Annotated in this window: 18 protein-coding genes and 1 tRNA gene; 8 read left to right on the top strand and 11 right to left on the bottom strand. The window is 60.9% G+C overall.

The genetic code is table 11. The features are described from left to right. Positions 1-18: 18 nt before the first annotated feature. The 3 genes from ADN00_RS12940 to ADN00_RS12930 form a co-directional block, all read right to left on the bottom strand. Positions 19-103 (bottom strand) — tRNA-Ser (locus tag ADN00_RS12940). 75 nt (positions 104-178) lie between these two features. Continuing rightward, positions 179-1,399 (bottom strand): PP2C family protein-serine/threonine phosphatase, encoded by a 1,221-nt coding sequence (locus ADN00_RS12935; protein WP_075063414.1) that lies wholly within the window; start codon positions 1,397-1,399, stop codon positions 179-181. A gap of 1 nt (position 1,400) precedes the next feature. After that, positions 1,401-3,320 (bottom strand): FHA domain-containing protein, encoded by a 1,920-nt coding sequence (locus ADN00_RS12930; protein WP_075063413.1) that lies wholly within the window; start codon positions 3,318-3,320, stop codon positions 1,401-1,403. Between the two features lie 159 nt (positions 3,321-3,479). On the opposite strand from ADN00_RS12930, the gene ADN00_RS12925 reads away from it, so the two are divergent. From ADN00_RS12925 to ADN00_RS12915, 3 genes are all read left to right on the top strand, one after another. Further along, complete coding sequence (locus ADN00_RS12925) at positions 3,480-3,914, top strand: NUDIX domain-containing protein (protein ID WP_075063412.1); 435 nt, start codon at positions 3,480-3,482, stop codon at positions 3,912-3,914. A 170-nt stretch (positions 3,915-4,084) separates the two neighbouring features. Next, positions 4,085-4,291 carry a hypothetical protein gene (locus tag ADN00_RS12920; RefSeq protein ID WP_075063411.1) on the top strand — a complete coding sequence of 69 codons (207 nt, stop codon included), beginning with the start codon at positions 4,085-4,087 and terminating at the stop codon, positions 4,289-4,291. A gap of 208 nt (positions 4,292-4,499) precedes the next feature. Beyond that, entirely contained in the window at positions 4,500-5,942 is a 1,443-nt protein-coding gene (locus ADN00_RS12915; RefSeq protein ID WP_075063410.1) for a thiamine pyrophosphate-binding protein, read from the top strand. A gap of 93 nt (positions 5,943-6,035) precedes the next feature. Here ADN00_RS12915 and ADN00_RS12910 read toward each other — a convergent pair whose 3' ends face one another. Next, positions 6,036-6,311, bottom strand: coding sequence for a hypothetical protein (locus tag ADN00_RS12910; protein WP_075063409.1), 276 nt, complete (start codon positions 6,309-6,311; stop codon positions 6,036-6,038). Positions 6,312-6,482: 171 nt separating this feature from the next. On the opposite strand from ADN00_RS12910, the gene ADN00_RS12905 reads away from it, so the two are divergent. From ADN00_RS12905 to ADN00_RS12890, 4 genes are all read left to right on the top strand, one after another. Further along, on the top strand, positions 6,483-7,001 hold the full coding sequence (locus ADN00_RS12905) for a flavodoxin (RefSeq protein WP_075063408.1): 519 nt from the start codon (positions 6,483-6,485) through the stop codon (positions 6,999-7,001). Between the two features lie 49 nt (positions 7,002-7,050). Next, positions 7,051-8,166, top strand: coding sequence for an AmmeMemoRadiSam system radical SAM enzyme (gene amrS, locus ADN00_RS12900; RefSeq protein ID WP_075063407.1), 1,116 nt, complete (start codon positions 7,051-7,053; stop codon positions 8,164-8,166). Positions 8,167-8,370: 204 nt separating this feature from the next. After that, positions 8,371-8,877 (top strand): LysM peptidoglycan-binding domain-containing protein, encoded by a 507-nt coding sequence (locus ADN00_RS12895; RefSeq protein ID WP_075063406.1) that lies wholly within the window; start codon positions 8,371-8,373, stop codon positions 8,875-8,877. Between the two features lie 9 nt (positions 8,878-8,886). After that, positions 8,887-9,540 (top strand): hypothetical protein, encoded by a 654-nt coding sequence (locus ADN00_RS12890; RefSeq protein ID WP_075063405.1) that lies wholly within the window; start codon positions 8,887-8,889, stop codon positions 9,538-9,540. A gap of 87 nt (positions 9,541-9,627) precedes the next feature. On the opposite strand, the gene ADN00_RS12885 is transcribed toward ADN00_RS12890, so the two are convergent. Continuing rightward, positions 9,628-11,220 carry a hypothetical protein gene (locus ADN00_RS12885; RefSeq protein WP_075063404.1) on the bottom strand — a complete coding sequence of 531 codons (1,593 nt, stop codon included), beginning with the start codon at positions 11,218-11,220 and terminating at the stop codon, positions 9,628-9,630. Between the two features lie 136 nt (positions 11,221-11,356). On the opposite strand from ADN00_RS12885, the gene ADN00_RS12880 reads away from it, so the two are divergent. After that, the gene (locus ADN00_RS12880; RefSeq protein WP_075063403.1) at positions 11,357-11,884 is read left to right on the top strand and encodes a hypothetical protein; all 528 of its coding nucleotides are present in this window, start codon (positions 11,357-11,359) and stop codon (positions 11,882-11,884) included. A 152-nt stretch (positions 11,885-12,036) separates the two neighbouring features. On the opposite strand, the gene ADN00_RS12875 is transcribed toward ADN00_RS12880, so the two are convergent. The 6 genes from ADN00_RS12875 to ADN00_RS12850 form a co-directional block, all read right to left on the bottom strand. Further along, positions 12,037-12,471: an SRPBCC family protein gene (locus ADN00_RS12875; protein WP_075063402.1), complete on the bottom strand. Its 435-nt coding sequence runs from the start codon at positions 12,469-12,471 to the stop codon at positions 12,037-12,039. Between the two features lie 40 nt (positions 12,472-12,511). After that, entirely contained in the window at positions 12,512-13,342 is an 831-nt protein-coding gene (locus tag ADN00_RS12870) for a phosphoenolpyruvate hydrolase family protein (protein ID WP_075063401.1), read from the bottom strand. Between the two features lie 40 nt (positions 13,343-13,382). Next, the gene (locus ADN00_RS12865; protein ID WP_075063400.1) at positions 13,383-14,594 is read right to left on the bottom strand and encodes a Tm-1-like ATP-binding domain-containing protein; all 1,212 of its coding nucleotides are present in this window, start codon (positions 14,592-14,594) and stop codon (positions 13,383-13,385) included. Positions 14,595-14,742: 148 nt separating this feature from the next. Next, a complete protein-coding gene (locus tag ADN00_RS12860; RefSeq protein ID WP_075063399.1) occupies positions 14,743-15,285 on the bottom strand; it encodes a class I SAM-dependent methyltransferase in 543 nt (180 codons plus the stop codon). Positions 15,286-15,356: 71 nt separating this feature from the next. After that, entirely contained in the window at positions 15,357-15,905 is a 549-nt protein-coding gene (locus tag ADN00_RS12855; RefSeq protein WP_075063398.1) for a GNAT family N-acetyltransferase, read from the bottom strand. A gap of 1,578 nt (positions 15,906-17,483) precedes the next feature. Next, entirely contained in the window at positions 17,484-19,235 is a 1,752-nt protein-coding gene (locus ADN00_RS12850; protein ID WP_075063397.1) for a proline--tRNA ligase, read from the bottom strand. Positions 19,236-19,263: the final 28 nt, after the last annotated feature.

Here is a 19,263-nt window from a genome sequence, read left to right as displayed (position 1 = left end):
TAAGGCAAGAACCTCAGGCGGAGGGAGAGGGATTCGAACCCCCGGTGAGTTGCCCCACACTTGTTTTCAAGACAAGCGCCATAGTCCACTCGGCCATCCCTCCGAGGCCCTTAAACCCTACGCGTTCCAAATTCTATCATAGTTCCCCCGCACCGGCAAGAGACCGCGAACCGCGCGCTCAGGGCGCCGGCGCGGTGTTGGTTGGCCACGGGGTGAGGGTCGCCCCCCCGCCAGGGAGGGTTGCCCCCCCGTCAGGGAGAGTCGCCCCCCCGGATGGGAGGGTTTCTCCCCCGGATGGGAGAGTCGCCCCGGCTTCGGGGGTAACGCCCGCGGGCGGGGTGGTTTCATCCAGCGGGGCGGGGTTGGTGGGCAGCGGTTGGGGGGTTACGTCGCTTTCAAAGATCTCCGGTTGAACAGACGCCTCGGGGGTAGCGATCAGCCCCGGCGTGGGGGTGGGCTGCCGGCTGCCGCGCAGGGCGTTCCAGCCCCACACTGCCCCGGCCACCATCAGCGCCAGCAGAACCAGCCCCAGGCAGGTGAGCCCCAGCACCGGGCTGCCTTTTCGCGCGGGCTGCTCTTCGCTGTAGGCCTGCCCGTTGGCCTGAAACGTGATCAGGGTGATGTTGTCGTGCCCGCCGCGCGTGTTGGCTAGCTCTACCAGCGCGTCGGCAGCGGCTTCCAGCGGATGCTGGCTGCAAATATCCAGAATTTCGCTGTTCGATACCAGGTCGGTCAGGCCGTCGCTGCACAGCACCAGTTGATCGCCCGGCTGCAGGTGCATGCCCTGGTTCGAAAGCGACTGGCGGTCATTCTCGCGCCCGCTCAGGCGCAGGCGAAAATCCACCTCCGGCGGGTGCGGCGCGCCTAAAAAGCGCCGGATGACGTGCGCGTTGGGGTGCCCCACCGCCTGTTCGGGGTCCAGCAGGCCCAGGTCCAGCGCCTCCTGAATCCAGGTATGATCGTTGCTGATTTGCTGAATGCGCCCCTCGCGCAGCAGGTAAATGCGCGAGTCGCCCACCGAGGCGGCGTAGAGCTGGCTGCCGATCACCAACGCCACGGCGCAGGTGGCGCCCATGCCTTTGCGTTCGGAATCGCCCTCGGCGGTAACAAAAATCTCCTGGCTGGCCCGGTGAATGGCTTCTTCCAGCAGGGCAACCGGGTTCTGCCCGCTGCTGTCGGCCACGGTTTGGGTAATGCGGTTCACGGCGATCTCGGCCGCCACTTCACCGGCGCGGTGGCCGCCAATGCCGTCGGCCAGCACGGCCAGCAGCACCGGCGTGGACTTCTCTTTGCCCAGCGTAAAGGCCGTCACGGCAAAACGGTCTTCGTTGTTCTTGCCCGACATGCCCGCGTGCGACCGGGCGGCCACAGGGTAATGTGATTTTTCGACTCGGATCATATTACTCTTCATTGTACGGCAGAACCACCGCTTTGAGTACTTTGCGTGGATTTTTCAGCTCAAAGCGAAAGGACGCGCGCCCAAAGTGGATCAGGTCGCCGTGCTGAAGCTGCACGCCGGCGCTGGATACGGGCGCGTAGTTCACCCAGGTGCCGGCCACCGAACCGGCGTCGGCCAGCACGTATTTTCCTTCACTGCTCTGGTATATGCGCGCGTGCAGGCTGCTCACCGAGGGGTCGTTCAGCGCGCAAACCGCCTGGTTGGGGTCGCTGCCAAAGGTGGTCTCAATTTTGGAAAGCTCAATCACCTCGCCCGGCAGGGGGCTGCCCTGCTCCGACAGGCGCAGCAAAAAGGCCTGCGCCGCGCCGTTGGGGTTAGCCATGCCCACCGCTGGCGCGCCGGCCGGTACGGTGGTTTGCGCGGCCGATGAGGCCAGTTTGCGCGGTTTCTCTTGCGGTATGTTCACCCGCTGGGTGAGCGGATCTTCTCTCCAGCCGCGGCGCTGGTGGGTTTGGGCGCGCTTGCGGCGCGTGCGGCGGATGAGCAGGATGAGCGCCGCCAGCGGCAGCAGCACCGCCGCCAGTTGCAGCAAAAAGCGCCCGTTGGTAAACATCTCCAGCAGCACGTCGCGCGGGGCGGGCTGCACGGCCACCTCTACGCTGTGGGTGATGCTGCGCCGCGAGAGGCCCAGGCTGTCTTGCACCTCAATCTGCAGTTCGCGCCGCCCGGTCTCGGTAATGCTCTCCAGCGGCCAGTCGAACTGGTCAAACGGCTCTTCGGTGCGCTCCTGCGCCAGCTCGCCGTCTACATACAGGCGGCTGAAGGCCAGGGCGCGCGGGTGGCCGTCGGGGAACTCGATCAGAATGCGGATGGGGTAGCTTTTCGGCTCCAGATTTTCGGGCTGGCCTTCCAGCTCCGCTTCCACCCAGCCACGCTGCACCTGGTCAGGCGGCGAGAGGAAGATCGGATTGGGGGGCTGCACGTTCACATTAAACGATTGGGCGGCCGAGGTAACCATTTCTCCGCCGCGTTCCAGCCGCACTTGCAGCTCGTGATCGCCGCTCTGGTTCACGCGCGAGGTGTAGCTGGCCAGATAGCGGTAGCGCAGCGGCTGCAGGTATTCTTCCAGGCCGGGCAGCGCCTCTACGCCGGTATAGTGGAAGAATTGTCCGCCGGTTTGCTCAGCCATCTGGCGCAGCGGTTCGGCGCCGGGGAAGTTGGCGTGGCTGGCCGGGCCCACCATCCACACAAAGACACGCGCGTTCAACTGGCGCGCCCGCTCGGTGAGGCCGGGGATGGCGCCCTGCAAAGCGCCGGTGGGCAGCGGGGTAATGTAGAGGATTACGCGCTTCATCCGCGGGTCGCTGCCCGGCTCAATTAACTGGTCTAAAGCCTGCGTGAAGCTGATGGTAGAAGGCTGGCTGGCCAGCAGGTTGGGCTGGTAGGCCTGCAGCGCCTCCAGCCAGTCTTCGGGGTATTCTTCTGCCGCCGAGAGCACGCCCTCGCTGGTGGCCAGGGTCAGGCGGTCGCTGCCGGGGTTGGGGCGGGTTTGCGCCCATTCGGCCAGCGCCTGGCGGATCGAGTCGAAGTGCGAGACGCCCGCCACGCGGTTAGCCAAGATGGGGGCGGCATTGATCGACACCAGAAACTGCATGCCCGGCTCGTAGCGTTCCAGCTCATCCAGGTCAATCTCAGCGCCGTCTTCCAGCACGGTGATATCGGCGCGGTTGAGGTTGGAGAGGAAGTTCCCCTGCTCGTCCTGCGCTTCCACCTCAAAGGTGATGGTGGGGAAGGCGCTCAGGTCGGGCGGGTAGGCGGTCACCGCGGGCGGGTTCGCTTGCGCGCGCGCGGGCAGAACCGCCGTCAGCAACAGCGCCGCCGTCAGCAGAAGAGCCCGTTGGGTGCGAAATCGATTCATCATACCGTACTCATTTTAAGGCAACTTGCCAAATTTTGCTTGATGTTTTCCCAACGCTCATCTGGCATTCATCTTCGCGGGCGCAAAAACAGGCCGCCTTGCGCCTGCCCGGCCATTGTGAGATACAATAATAAGGAAATTTCTTCTTCCAAGAGGTGACGCATGTCGCAACCCATTCCCATGCCGGTCTTTGGCAGCCAGCAAGCCGGCCTCACCTACCAGCCGCGCCTGGGCGCGTATGGCATAATTGCCAACGCGCTGGGCAAGGTGGCCGTGCTCGATTTGCCGGAGGGCTGCTTTTTGCCCGGCGGCGCGCTGCGCGGCGGCGAAACCCACAGCGAGGCGCTGCTGCGCGAAACCCGCGATCAACTGGCCCAAACCGTCGAAATCCGCGACCTGATCGCCCAGGCCGACGAATACTTCACCAGCCAGCCCGCGGGCGAGCCGGTCTATTTGCAGTGCAATCTCTACCTGCTCGAACTGCCCGCCGGCGGCGACCCGCCCGCCAGCCAGGTGAGCTGGCTGCCACCCGCCGAGGCCATCCGGCGCCTCAGCCTGGCCTGCCACGCCTGGGCCGTGCGCGAGGTATATGAGTAGCGGGTAGTTTGCGCGAGGGTATTCAGACGTAAGGGCTGCATCATAGCATCGTAGGGGCTGCATTGTAGCGGCTATATTTGTAGGGGCTGTATTTGTAGGGGCTGCATAGTATGCAGCCCGCTACACAGACAATGGACACAGGCGAAGCAATACAAGGAAAGGATGGGGAAATGAAAAAACCTGATGAACAGTCCAGCCCGGAATTTAAGGGCAAAAAAGAAGATCAGACTGAAAAACCGGTCTTTCATGTTTTTGACCGGGGCATGTCGGATGATGAATTTGTTGATGCCATCGAGAAAATTGTTTACAGAATGAAGGAAGAAAAACGAAAAAAGGAAGATGCAGGAAAATCGGACGGGGTAGGGGCTGCATCGTAGCGGCTGCATCGTAGGGGCTGTATCGTAGGGGCTGTATCGTAGGGGCTACTTTTTCCATCCTCGCATTGTATCAATTTCTTGATTTAGTTGGAACAGTTGCATCGTAGCGGGCTGCATAGTATGCAGCCCGTACACACCACCCCTGGCCTCGCCGGGGGTATTTTTCTGCCAGGTGATATAATCTCCCCATTCGAATCAGGAGGTAAGCATGCCTTTCACCAACGGATGGGAAGCGTTCACCACGGCGCTGAAAAGCGAAAAAATTCAATTTGTCTTCTCGCCGCCAACCCTGGCGGGCGGTTTGCGCGCCGCTTTGGGCCAGGAACCCGCCCTGCGCCTGGTCGCAGCCGCCCAACCGGCGCAGATGGCGCTGGGCTGCGCCCTGGCCAGCGGCGAACCGGCGGTGTGCCTGGGGTCGCTGCCCGATTTGCTGCCCGCTCTAGCGCAGGCGCGCGAGAGCTGCGCCCCGCTGCTGGCGGTCTGCCTGGATGATCCCACCGGCGCGGACGCGGGCGGCGCGGCAAAATGGACGGACCGCGTATCGTCCCCGCAGCAGATCCCCTGGAGCCTGCGGCGCGCTTTTTCGCTGGCGGCCAACGGCCAGCCGGGGCCTGTGCTGCTGCACCTCCCCCCAACCGTTGCCGGTGTGCAAGCCGAAATTTCTGCCTACCAGCCCGCGCAGCGCGGCATCCGCTCCTCAGGCGACCTGGCGCGCGTCATCGCGGCGGCCTTTTTGCTGGTAGAGGCAAAGAACCCCGTGCTGCTGGCCGGGGTTGGCGCGCTGCGCTCAAACGCGGGCGATGACGCGCGCGCGCTGGCCGAGCTGCTCGGCATGCCGGTGCTCACCACCTCCGGCGGGCGCGGCATCCTCCCCGAAGACCATCCCCTTTCGCTGGGCTGGGCTTCGGCTGCCGCCCAAAACGCCCTGCAGGCCGCCGACCTGGTGCTGACGGTTGGCGCGCGTGAGGTAGAGCACCGCCCCGGCCCGCGCTGGATTCAGATTGACATTGACTCCTTTGAATTGGGCCGCGACTGGCTGCCCGATCTGCCCATTCTCGGCGACGCCAAGCTGGTGCTGGCCGATATTCTTTCCGCCATCCTTTCAGAAGTGCAGCCCAAACCGGAGTGGCAAATCCGCGGCGCGCACTGGGCCAGGGTCAAGCTGCAGTCCGAAGCTGCCGCCCTGGCCGCCGACCCGCCCGGCGCGCTCACCCCGGCTGCCGCCCTCAGCGCGCTGCGCCAGGCAATGGGGCGCGAGACCACCCTGCTGTACGAGACTGGCAGCCCCTATCTCTCTGCGCTGGCCGCCCCGCACTACCCGGTAGACGAACCGGCAGGCGTGCTGCCCCTGGCGCGGCTGGACTGGGCCGCCATGCAGGGCGCGCAGGCCGCCCGCCCCACCTGGCAGATGGTCGCCGTGCATCACACCCTGCCTGTCGGTGAGCCAGGCCCGGCCTCCCTGCCCGCCGCGGGCGGTCTGCTGTGGGTGGCGTTGTGCCAGCCCGGCGGCGCCGCCAGCCCGCAGGCCCTCGCCCGACTGCAAGCGGCCGGCCTGACCGTCGAGCGCGTTTCCCGCGCCGAAGACCTGCCCGCGGCCCTGGCCGCCCTGCGCGGCAAAGCCGCCCTGCTGGAGATCACCCTGAAGGAGTAGCCAAAGCCCCCATGCCGTACTGGCATGGGGGTTCTGTTCAAAAACCGGGTTAACGATCTTTCTGAAGGGTCCTCACCGCCCCGCATTGAAAATCTACTGCGCCCTGGGTTTCCTGCCCGGCCAATCGGCGCGGATGAACTTGCCGCAGCGCGTAAAACCAGGCGCGGCCCTGGCGAACGCGCCCAGTTGCAGAAATTTCAACTCTCCACGGGTGGCCAGGGTTACCAGCGCGCGATTGGCGCAGCGATTGTGAGGGTCTGCTTTCAGCAAATCCAACAGCAAACCAAAACCCACCTCACACTCCCCCCTCTCAATCAGACGCATGGCTTCTTGCGTGTGCTGGTGGGCGACCAAAGGATGAACGCTCATGGCTCTCTCCTTGCCCACAAGGGAGTGTCCCTGTGACTCTCATTGTAACCCGCCTGAAAAAAAAGTCCATAGGGCAGGCTTGCCAGACGCAGAAGTTCGCGCTATAATCGGATATATAGGTAATATTTATCTATATTATCTAATTTACCGGCTTGAAAAAAGGAGTGTTTTATGGCAAAAATCGGACTTTTCTACGGCTCCACCACCGGCAACACCGAGCAAGACGCGCAGCTCATCCAGAAAGAATTTGATAAGCACCAGCCCGGCCTGGTGGATCTCTTCAATGTGGCCGGCGATCCCCTGACCAAAATGAACGACTATTCCCTGCTCATCTGGGGCTGCTCCTCGTGGGGCGCGGGTGAAATGCAGGATGATTGGGACAGCGCCTGGAAGACCCTGAAAACCCTCAGTTTCGCGGGCAAAAAAGTGGCGCTCTTTGGGCTGGGCGATTCGGTCGGCTTTTCGGATACGTTTCAAGACGCGCTGGCGCTGCTGGCCGAAGCGGCGCGCAAGCAGGGCGCCGAACTGGTGGGTATGTGGCCCACGGACGACTATTCGTTTGACGCCTCGGCCGCGGTGGAAGGCGACATGTTTGTCGGCCTGGCGCTCGACGATGATAACGAAGCCGGCAAAACACCCCAGCGTGTGGCTGCCTGGGTGCAGCAGCTCATCGCCGAGTTCGGGCTTTAACCAGAATCATTGCGTTGTTAACCAGCTATAATCAAAGCAAGGAGGCGAGATGGCTGCCTTGCAAGAAGTGATAGACCAGCTCACCGCCCCCGGTGAGCTTTTTACTCGCGAAGAAGACCAGCGCGTGCGCTGCACCGCCTGCGCGCACCGCTGCCTGCTCAAACCCGGCCAGCGCGGCATCTGCCGGGTGCGCTATAACCAGGATGGCGAGCTGCGCGTGCCCTTTGGCTATGTGCTCTCCGCGCAGGTGGACCCGATTGAGAAAAAGCCTTTCGCGCACCTGCTACCCGGCTCAGACGCGCTGACCTTTGGCATGGTGGGCTGCAACTTCCACTGCGATTTCTGCCAGAACTGGGTTTCGGCCCAGGCCCTGCGCGAGCCTTCCGCGCGCATCGGCGCCGAGCATCTGCAGCGCGTTACGCCGCGGCAGTTGGTCAATTTTGCCCTGCGCAGCGGCGCGCAAGCGGTGGTATCTTCTTATAACGAGCCGCTCATCACCAGCGAGTGGGCGGCGGCCATCTTCAAAGAAGCCCACCAGGCCGGGCTGAAAACCGCCTATGTATCCAACGGCTTCGCCACACCAGAGGTGCTGGCTTACCTTCAACCCCACCTGGACGCCTATAAAATTGACTTGAAGTGCATGCGCGAAGACGGCTACCGCGAGCTGGGCGGCCATCTGCAAGACGTGCTCGACACCATCCGCGGCGCGCTGGACCTGGGCCTGTGGGTGGAGGTGGTAACCCTGGTCATTCCCGGCTTCAACGACAGCTCGGAAGAGCTGTGGGAGCTGTCGCGCTTTCTGGTTTCGGTGTCTAAAGACATTCCCTGGCATGTAACCGCCTTTCACCCCGATTACCAGCGTCTGGAGACGGAATCGACCCCGGCAGCCACCCTGCAGCGCGCCGCCGAAATTGGCGAAGAAGCCGGCCTGCGCTATGTGTATGCCGGAAATTTACCCGGCCGCGTTGGCCCGCTGGAGAATACCTACTGCCCGCACTGCCGCGCGCGCCTGATCACCCGCCGGGGGTATACCGTGCAGGAATACCACATCACCGCTGCCGGCACCTGCCCGCAGTGCGGCGCGCCCATCCCCGGCGTATGGACGGATAAACCGGAGCAAGTGCGCCTGGGCGGCTGGGGCCTGCCGCGCCGCGCGCAGTTCTAACCCCCTCTTTCCCCGCTTTGCTGGTTGGCCGGCGGCGATCACCCCGCGTGGGGGGCAGTTTTTGTTGCCAGCCGCGAAATTTTCCCACAAAACGCGATAGATTATACAAATTTTATACAAAACGATACAGTATTTTGCCTCGTTGTTCTTTATGGCTATAATCATATTTAACTGAAATTAATCTATGGGAAAGTGAGGAACGAAATGCCCGAGGACAAGAAAAAGAATATTTTTGAAAAAGCCGTAGACGCATTATCATCGCGTGACGAAAAAGAAGCCAAAGCCGAGGCCGAAAAAGCGGCTGAAGAAGCCCGCCAGGTTGCTGCCAAGGCCGCCAAAGAAAAAGCGGTGGCAGAAATTCAGGCCAACCAGGCCAAACGCCAGGCCGAAGAAGCCCAGAAGAAAATGGAAGAAATGAAGAAGCAGCAGGAAGAGGCCAAGGCCAAGGAAGCGATTGAAGCCCGCAAGGAGCAGTTTGCCGAACAACTGGCCGCCATGAAAGCCGCCAAACCCGAAGTGAAAGTCATCGCTGAGCATACCGTCAAAGCCGGTGAAACGCTCAGCCATATCGCCCTCAAATACTACGGTTCCGCCGTGCGCGACAACTGGATGCACATTTACGAATTCAACAAAGACGTGATCGGCGACAACCCCAATTTTGTGCGCGAAGGGGTTACCCTGAAAATCCCCGAACTCCCCGCGGAAAAGTAGGCGCGCCCTATGGCATCCAACGAAATTGATCTGGCCCAGGTATTTCAGGCCGTAACCCAAACGCTGGCCAGCAACCAGGGCGCGCTCAACCAGGCCGATGATTATAATCACAATCACGGCGACAACATGGTTGAGATTTTCAACCTGGTGACCCAGGCGGTGCAGAAGAAAGGCAAAAAGCCAGCCGCCGACCAACTGGCTTACGCCAGCAAAATGCTGAGCAAGCAGGCGCAAAGCGGTTCGGCCCAGGCGTATGCGCAGGGACTATCGCGCGCGGCCCAGCAGTTCAAAGGCCGCGACCTGCAACCCGAAAACGCCCTGGAGCTGATCGAGCTGCTGATGGGCAACCCGGCTGCTTCGCAAGCCCAGGCGCAGCCAGCCGTCGACCCCAACGCGGAACTGCTCAACAGCCTGTTGGGCAGCCTGAGTGGTGAAACGCAGTCTGGCCAGCAAGGCCAGGAAGGCCTGGATATGGCTGACCTGCTGGCGGGCGGGCTGGCCTTTCTGCAGTCGCGCCAGCGCGGCGAATCCACCATGGAAGCGCTGCTCGACGCGGTGATGGCCGGCAGCCAGATGGGCCAGTCTGCTCACCGCGCGCAGTCCGGCAAGCTGGTCAGCGGCACGCTGCTGCAAATGCTGGCGCAGGGGCTGGGAGGCCGCTAAGCGCAGGGATGCTTAACCAATAGAAAAACGCCCGCAGGTAAAAACCATGCGGGCGTTTTCGTTTTTGTGATGCACCTGGCGCGCTGATTACGTCGGCGCGAAGGGATCTTCCGGCTCAGGCGTCGGGCCGGGGGTGAGGGTAGGCAGAGGCGTGGCGGTTGGGCCGGGGGTGGGCGTTGGCTCGCCCGGCGCGGCGAACACGTCCAGCGGCTCGGTGGAGGTAACCTCTTCCACATAGCGGATGGCGCCCAGGCACGGCTCTTGCAAGTGGCTGGAAACATGCTCCCAGTCCAGCGGCTCGCCGGCGCGCCAGGCGGTGGTAACCGCATAGCCCAAGCAGCCCGCCCCGGCGTTGTAATTCACCAGGGTGAAGCGCCACAGGTCCTCGTAGCTGCTCAACTGGCCGGGAGTGCGTTTGGTGGTGTTGTAGATGATCTGCCCGGTCTGCTCACAGTTAGCCAGCAGCGTCTGCGCGAAGACCCCCACGCTGAAATCCGCCTGGGTCATGTCAATGCCCAGCGGGCAGTCCACACAGGTGGCGTTGACCTTTTGCACCAGCGCGCCGCGCAGCAGGTTCTGGTTATAGGCGTCCAGCTCGTTCCAGCCGTACTGGCAGGCGCCTTCGCTCAGCACCAGCGGGCAAAACTGCTCAAAGAACACCGGATTCCACAGCAGAATCGTATCCGCGCCGTTGGAAGTCATCTGCCCCAAGCCGGCCTCGCGGTAGTTTTTGTAAATGCCCGGCCAGAACTGGCTCTCGCGGCTGAAGATATTCTTAAGCAGTTGGGCGGGCACGCCCGTGTCTTCGGCCACGCGCAGAATTTCGGCGTCGAAGCTGTTCTGCCACTCATGCACCTGTTCCAGCGCGGCCTGCACGCCGCACACATTGGCGGTCAGTTCGCCTTCCAGTCCGCCCATCGGGCAGCCGCTGGCATCCACCGCGCCGTTGCGGATCAGCATCCCGGCCAGATAATAGTAAGAAAGGGTTGATTCAAGCTCTTCGGGGCTTTCGGGCGAACGCAGCCATTCCGCCGGGCCGCCCAGGGTGGGGAAGACCTGCCAGATCTCCGCCGCCGAGGCCATGGGCTTTCCGCGCCACTGGCTGCTGAGCACATCCACATACCACGATTGATCTTCCTGGGTTTTGCCTTCGGGGGCCATAAAGTCGCCCCAGGGGATGACGCGCACCAGGCCGGTGTAATGCTCAGACGAGTCGCCGTAGCTCGAGTCAGCCCAGAACTCCACCTGGCTGCCCTGCAAGCCGGTGGGCTGGAGGGGAATGCTGCACGAGCCGCCTTCACAAGAGAAGGGTTCGCCGTTGATCAGGCCGTTGATGCGGATGATCAGCTCATTGGGCAGCGGTTCTTCGGCGCCGAACAGCAGGCGGGGCGGGGTGTCGCAGCGGTTTTCGGGCGGCTGGGGGTCGCAGCCCTCCAGCGAGATCCACACTTCGGCGGGGGGCAGGTCGACCAGCACTTTCTTCTCACGCGCTTCCGAGCCGGCCGGGTGTAAATACACGCCCCTGCATTGGCTCACGTCCGTTTGGCTGCAGGCGCTGGTTTCAAACCAGTCTTCGTGCAGGTCTTTGCCGCAGGCGTAATAGATTTCCTTTCCGGTGGGCAGGCCTTCGTGCTCCACAAACACTTCGCAGACCAGTTCGTTGGTTGCCCAGCGCGACATCCACCAGCGGTAATAGGTGGTGTCGATGGTCAGTTCGGCACGGCGCTTGGGGCCGGTGCTCTCTTCCTGCGCGCGGGCGTGGCTGAAGGCCGCGCCTAACCCCAGGGCGGTGATCAGCAGAATCAGGAAAAGAGAAATGGATTTACGCAGCGTATACCTGCCTCAAATACCGGGTCATTTCCAGGCGCGCAGTGGAACGTCGATGATGAAAGCGGCATCCCCCTTGTTCCAGTCTGCGCCTCCCAATGGCATCCAAAACCTGTGTGTGCAAAAATATGAATTGGGGGGAACAGGTATAGACTATTTTAGCATCGCGCGGGGCGCATTTCCAGTAGTTTGCAATTTTGATTTTTGCCTTCGGCAGGGCGGTTTCTTTACATCCGTAGGGGCAAATACACTCATTGGTGGGTTTCAGGCGGATCAATTCACCGGTTTACCTTTGAATCTGCTTTTCCGCCTTTCACCCACCCTACCGATGACATGCAGGGCGATTAAACCATGCCCATTCAACCGATCCTTTGGTATCGCCCGAAACCCACCGTTGATGAGCACATTGGTGGGTTTCAGGCGGATCAATTCACCGGTTTACTTTGAATCTGCTTTTCCGCCTTTCACCCACCCTACCGATGGCTTACAATCGGTGCGTTGGCTGCGCGCCATTTGATCACCGGCAATCTGTTTACGCCAGCGCCGGCTCGATCCGCAGCCAACGACACCCTACAGGAAACCAGAATGGCCATCCGCCCGAAAAAAGACATTGGGCATAAAAAGCGGGGGCGCAGCATTGCACCCCCGCTTCTTCATTCTCTTTCGCCATCAGGCAAAATATTTCACCAGGCTTTCCAACCCGGTGCGAAACACGCCGTGCACCGTTTCCACGGTGCCGGCCTCTGCGCTGGGGTCGGTTACGTCAAAATAAGCGAACCACTCCGCGAAGGTCTGTTTTGTCGCCGTGATCTCATACAGCCGCAAGGTGGCTACATAATCTTTGAGCGGCATTGGGGATTCCAGAATCGCGTACACGCACGCGCAGTCCAGGTCCGAAAGCGCCAGCAGTTTCTCGCGCAGTTCGGCCCCGTCTTGCAAAAAGAAATGGCGCACGCAGCCCACGCATTCGCCCCCTTCCAGCTCGCTTTTGGCGATGGCCGGGTGCCAGACGGGCAGGGCGTTAAAATCGCGAACCCGCTCCCACACTTTTTCTCTGGGCGCCGCTATCACCGCGCTTTCATACACTCGTGGTTTCCCATCCATAGCAATCTCCTTCCGTCAAACCGATTCACGCTTTTTTGTCTCAGCGCAGTTGGATACTCTTGAAAGCCTCCACCTGGCCCTGAATGCCGCGCTCGGTGGGCAGGCGCTCAATCGAAGACGCGCCAAAGAAGCCTTGAATGCTGGGCATCATCGCCAGGGCCTTGGCCACGTTTTCCGGCTCGTCAAACGGGCCGCCGTGACAGATCACCAGAATGTCTTTGCGCACTTTGCGCCCGGCTTCGGCGATCTTCAGCACTTTCTCCACCGCTTCTTCCAGGGTAAAGGCCACCGCCGCGCCAATGCTGCCGGCCGTGGTGAGGCCCACATGCGCCACCAGCTGGTCTGCCCCGGCTTCGGCCATCGCTTTGGCGTCGTCCTCATCGAAGACATACGGCGAGGTGAACATATCCAGTTCGTGCGCCAGGCGGATCATCTCCACTTCCTTGCCATAGCCCATGCCGGTGCCTTCCAGATTGGCGCGGAAGTTGCCATCGATCAGGCCAACGGTGGGGAAGTTCTGCACGCCGGAGAAGCCGATCTCCTTCAATTGTTTCAGAAAGACGGGCATCAGGCGGAAGGGATCGGTGCCGCACACACCCGCCAGCACGGGGGTGTCTTTGACCACCGGCAGCACTTCGGAGGCCATTTCCACCACAATGCCGTTAGCGTCGCCGTAGGGCATCAAGCCCGCCAGAGAACCGCGCCCGGCCATGCGGTAACGGCCTGAATTGTAGATGATAATCAGGTCCGCGCCGCCGCGCTCGGCGAACTTGGCCGAAATACCCGTGCCCGCGCCGCAGCCCACAATCGGTTTCCCGGCTGCCACCTGGGCGTGCAATCGTTTTAACATTTCCTGTCTGGTCAGTGCCATCATTCTCTCCTTTTTTACGCTATCTCACACAAGATCCAACTTATTTCTTCAACAGATCCAACAGCGTTTGCGCCACTTTGGATGAAAATTCAGGATCGTTGATATTGTTGTCCACCTCAATCACCGGAATGCCGGGTTTGAGATTCTGCTTGATGGTGTCAAAGCAGGCCTGGTCCGCTTCGGGGTCCCAGAACCGCCCGCCCTCGCTATCGAGCATGGAGACGCCCTTGAGCGGCAGGATCACCACCACCGGCGCGGTCGAGGCGTTGGCGGCGCGGGCGATCATTTTGCCCATCGTAATATTTTCTTCCACGTTGGTGCGCAGCAGGGTCACGTTGGGGTTCCACTCATACAGATTGCGGCCCTTGTACTTCTCTGGCACGGTGCCGATGCCCCAGAAGTTGGCCATATCCACGCAGCCAGGCACCAGCACAGTGGGAATGCCAGCCTTGGCGGCTGCCATGCAGCGCTCCGGCCCGGCGCTGAGCACGCCCCCGCACACCTCGTCGGCCAGCTCGGTGGTGGTGATATCCAGCGAGGCGGCGATATAGCCGTCCGCGATCAGGCTTTCCATCGTCTTGCCGCCTGTGCCGGTGGCATGGAAGACCAGCACCTCGTAGCCTTCTTTTTCAATGATCTCGCGCGCTGCGTTGACGCAGGTGGTGGTGTTGCCAAACATCGAGGCGGTGATCAATGGCTTCACCGCGCCAGCCTCACCGGCTTCGGCCAGCACCATCCCGGCAATCGCGCCGGCAGCGTTGGCGTAGATGCGGCGGCTGATGCTGTTGATCCCGGCCACGTCCACCACCGAGGGCATGAAGGTGATATCCTTGGTGCCGGCGTAGGCGCTCACGTCACCGCCGCCCAGGGTGGAGACCATCAGTTTGGGCACGCCCACGGGCAACTCGCGCATGGCAGTGGTAGCGATGGAAGTGTTGCCGCTGCCGCCCATGCCCAGAATACCGTCCAACTTGCCCTCGGCGTAGAGCTTTTTCACCACCGCGGCCAGGCCTTTCGTCATCACTTTCATCGCATCGTCTTTATGCGAGCCAGAAGCCAGCTTGGCCAGGTCGCCGCCGCCCGCGGAGGCCACATCTTCGCGTTTAACATCCGGTTCAAAGAATGGTTTACCCATCACGCCAAAATCGATCACCAGGGTTTTCACCCCGGCCTGCTCGATGATTTTTTTCGCGAAGGCAAATTCTTCTCCCTTGGTGTCAAGCGATCCAACCATCACAACCGTTTTACTCATTTGGTTCCCTCCCACAAGATAACTCGAATGAAGAGACGTTGTATATGTATTATATACACGCTCATCAACGCCGAAATTGAGTTTTGACTATGAAGGGGAAGTTAAATAAAAAAACCCGCAAAGCGCGGGTTGTAAGCGTGCTTTTGCTCTACTGCACCAGGTAATAAAACACCATGTGGGCCAGATGAATCGTTCCAAATCCCTGGAAGCCGGCCTCATGCGCCATCCGGCACACGTCTTCCACATGCAGACGGTGCGAAAGCGGCGGTCCAAGCGGTTCGTCACGGTAGGGCCATTCCAGCACCACCACCCCGCGCCGCGCAATGCGCCGCGCCTCGCTCAGCGCGCGCACCGGGTCATCGGTCTCGTGCAGCACATGGCCCATAAACACCAGATCAAAGGAATTATTGGATTCAGGGATGGCCTCGGCAGCCGCTTGGATGAAACGCGCCTGGGGCACATGCTCACGCGCCGCTTCAACCATCTCCAGGTTCGCGTCCACCCCGGTAACCTGCATACCCAGGCGCGTGAAGGCTTCAGCAAAAATGCCAGTTCCGGTGCCCACATCCAGCACCGATTCGGGGTGAAATTTTTCCAGCGCCAGCTGCGCCACGCGCTGCACATCCAGCATCACCAGGCGGGCCGGCGAGCGCAGATCTTCCAATTTTTTATCGTAGCGTTTCTCGTGCATTTGGTCTCAATTCTAAAGAAATCTCTCGGTTACCGTTTCAGATGGAATTGGGACCCGGAAAGTTACATTTCTCAAGCGTTCGACGCGGGCGTCCAATCGCGGGAGGGTAAAGCGTAGTGCAGCGTGTCCCACCAGCGGCCTTTGAAATACTGGTCGGCCTGGCTGCGCTGGGTGAGCTGCATACCCATGCGTTCCAGCACGCGCTGTGAGCGCTGATTTTCGGCGATCACCTCGGCGGTAACGGTGAGAATGCCCAGAGTGGTAAAGGCAAAATCGAGCATGGCGTGGGCGGCCTCACTGGCATACCCCATGCCCCAATACTGCGGATCGAGTTCATAGCCCAGGTCTGCTTCACGGCTTTCGGCGGTCATCTGGCGAATACCCACGTTGCCGATCAGCTTGCCGCTCTGGCGCAGCGTAATCGCCAGCTGGAATTTACTGCGCGGCGTCTCAGCCTGCCAGTCTAAAAACAGGTTGATGAATTCCTGAACTTCCTGCGGAGTGCGGCTCTCCCACTCGTAGAACTTCAGGTATTCCGGGTCATTTTGGTAGCGCAAAACCGCGGGCGCGTCTGAGGCCAGAAATTCCCGCAAGCGCAAGCGTGCCGTTGAAATTTCCATATCTTTATTGTACTGATATGAGGTGATGTTGCAAACAGGGGTTTAACAGGTTGTGACAAAAAAGGTGCGGCGTCAATTTATGGTAGAGTGGCGTGGAGGGCGGACGATCTGCTTCGCGCCAAAACCTTTTCATCACCGCCCGCAACCCACCATTGGCTTTTGTTGGTGGGATTCGGGCGGGTGTCCACGCCGGTTTCCCTTTGAATGGGTTAATCCGCCCTGCTCCCACCCTACCGCGGATTGGGGTCTCTTGTAGGGTGGCGTTGAGGGCGGACAATTTACTTTGCGCCAAAACTATTTTGTCGCCGCCCGCAACCCACCACTGGCTTTTGTTGGTGGGATTCGGGCGGATCATTGCGTCGATTTACCTTTGAATGAGCTGACCCGCCCTGCTCCCACCCTGCCGCGGATTGGATTCTTCCGTAGGGTGGCGTGGAGGGCGGACAATTTGCTTTGCGCCAAAACCATTTTGTCGCCACCCGCAACCCACCGTTATCTTATGGTGGGATTCGGGCGGATCATTACGCCGATTTCCCTTTGAATGAGTTAGCCGCCCTGCTCCCACCCTACCACGGATTGGATTCTTCCGTAGGGTGGCGTGGAGGGCGGACAATTTGCTTTGCGCCAAAACCTTTTCATCACCGCCCGCAACCCACCATTGGCTTTTGTTGGTGGGATTCGGGCGGGTGTCCACGCCGGTTTACCATTGAATCGGCTGACCCGCCCTGCTCCCACCCTACCGCGGATTGGATTCTTCCGTAGGGTGGTGTGGAGGGCGGACAATTTACTTTGCGCCAAAATCATTTTATCGCCGCCTGCAACCCACCATTGGCTTTTGTTGGTGGGATTCGGGCGGATCATTACGCCGGTTTCCCTTTGAATGGGTTAGCCGCCCTGCTCCCACCCTACCGCGGATTGGGGTCTCTTGTAGGGTGGCGTGGAGGGCGGACAATTTACTTTGCGTCAAACCTTTTTTGTCGCCACCCGCAACCCACCATTGGCTTTTGTTGGTGGGATTCGGGCGGATCATTACGCCGGTTTCCCTTTGAATGGGTTAGCCGCCCTGCTCCCACCCTACCGCGGATTGGATTCTTCCGTAGGGTGGCGTGGAGGGCGGACGATCTGCTTCGCGCCAAAACCTTTTCATCACCGCCCGCAACCCACCATTGGCTTTTGTTGGTGGGATTCGGGCGGATCATTACGCCGGTTTACCTTTGAATGGGTTAGCCGCCCTGCTCCCACCCTACCGCGGATTGGATTCTTCCGTAGGGTGGCGTGGAGGGCGGACGATCTGCTTCGCGCCAAAACCTTTTCATCACCGCCCGCAACCCACCATTGGCTTTTGTTGGTGGGATTCGGGCGGGTGTCCACGCCGGTTTCCCTTTGAATGGGTTAATCCGCCCTGCTCCCACCCTGCCGCGGATTGGGTTCTTTTGTGCGGTCACTCTGCTCTGCGCCATAACCATTTTGTCGCTGCCCGCAACCCACCATTGGTTAACAGCGGGGCTTGAACAGAACACTCAACCCCCAGACAAAAAAGGTGCGGCAGCGCCGCACCCTGTTGTTCTTTACCGCATCTCAATCCCTATAAGTCACTTCCACCACACCGCGGTCGATCTCTGCCTGCAGGGCGGCGATCTCCGCGCGCAGGCGCTCTTCCAGGCCCTCCAACGGGAGGATGGTTTTGTCTTTGTCGGCGCGGCGTTTGAATTCCACCCCGCCCGCCTCCAGCGAGCGCTGGCTCACCGTCACGCGCAGGGGGATGCCGATCAGGTCGGCGTCATTAAACTTGACCCCCGGGCGCTCGTTGCGGTCATCGTACAGCACCTCAATTCCGGCGGCGGTCAGGCGCTGGTAGACCGCGTCGGCATCGGCGTCGTTGCCAAAAATCGACACCAGATGCACCTGGTACGGCGCGATGGAGATTGGCCAGATCAGGCCGTATTCATCGTGATGCTCTTCAGCGGCGCAGGCCATCAGCCGCCCCACGCCAATGCCGTAAGAACCCATAATCACCGGGCGTTCTTTGCCTTCCGCGTCGGTATACACACAGCCCAGCGCGTCCGAATAGCGCGTGCCCAGCTTAAAGATGTTGCCCACTTCCACTCCGCGCGAGGCGCGCAGCGGCGCGCCGCAGTCCGGGCAGGCGTAGCCCTCTTCGGCCACGGCAATATCGGTGACGATGTCCGCGCTGAAATCGCGCCCGTAGTTGACGTTCCCCAAATGGAAGCCCTCTTCGTTGGCGCCCGCCACCAGGTTGGGTGAGCTGGCAACGCTGTCGTCAACCACAATCAGCGCGCCCTTCAAGCCAATCGGCGAGGCATAGCCCGGCTCGGCGCCAATGGCGCGAATTTCTTCGTCGCGCGCCGGGCGCAAGTCTTTGGCTTTCACCGCGTTGGTCAGCTTGGTCTCGTTCACGTCCATATCCCCGCGCACCACGGCGAACACCAGCACATCGCGGTCTTGATCCGCTTCACTAATGGTTGCCACCATAAACACCGCTTTGGCGGTTTTTGCCTCGGGGATGTTGAGCAAAGCGGCCAGGTCGCGGATGGTTTTGGTGCCGGGTGTGGCGATCTTCTCCAACGGGCGGGGCTCTTCGGGCGCGGCAGCCGCTTTGCGGAAGCTGGCAATCTGCCGGTTGGCAATATAGCCGCAGCCTTCGCAGTGGATCAGCGTGTCTTCGCCAATGGGCGCCAGGTACATAAACTCATGTGCCAGCTTGCCGCCCATCATACCCGTGTCCGATTTCACCGCCACCACCGGCAGGCCGCAGCGGTGAAAGATATTGAAATAGCTCTGGTAATGGGCGCGGTACTGGCGCTCTAAGCCCTCATAATCCGCGTCCAGGCTGTAGCTGTCTTTCATCGTAAATTCGCGCACGCGGATCAGCCCGGCGCGCGGGCGCGGGTCGTCGCGCCACTTGGTCTGAATGTGGTAAACCAGGCGCGGCAGGTGCTTGTATGACTGCACCAGCGCGCGCGTGAGGTAAGCGGTGGCCTCTTCATGCGTCATGGCCAGCACCATGTCGCTGTCTTTGCGGTCCTTAAAGCGGCTCATCTCCGCGCCGATCTGATAATAGCGGCCGGTCTGCTTCCACACGTCGGCCGGCTGCACCACCGGCATGCTGATCTCCTGCCCGCCGATGGCATCCATCTCGTCGCGCAGGATCTTTTCGATCTTGGTTTGAACGCGCTTGCCCAGGTGCAGGGTGTTGAAAATGCCCGCGCCCAACTGCACCATATATCCGGCGCGCAGCAGTAATTGGTGACTGGCAATCTCCGCGTCGGAGGGCACTTCGCGCAGGGTGTGACCAAACAATTGACTCATTCGCATACAGGTTTTCTCCTTAACTTGC

The organism is Ornatilinea apprima (assembly GCF_001306115.1).
Lineage (GTDB): Bacteria > Chloroflexota > Anaerolineae > Anaerolineales > Anaerolineaceae > Ornatilinea > Ornatilinea apprima.
The sequence above is the reverse complement of the archived record's forward strand: the minus strand, read 5'-3'. Positions and strand labels throughout refer to the sequence as shown.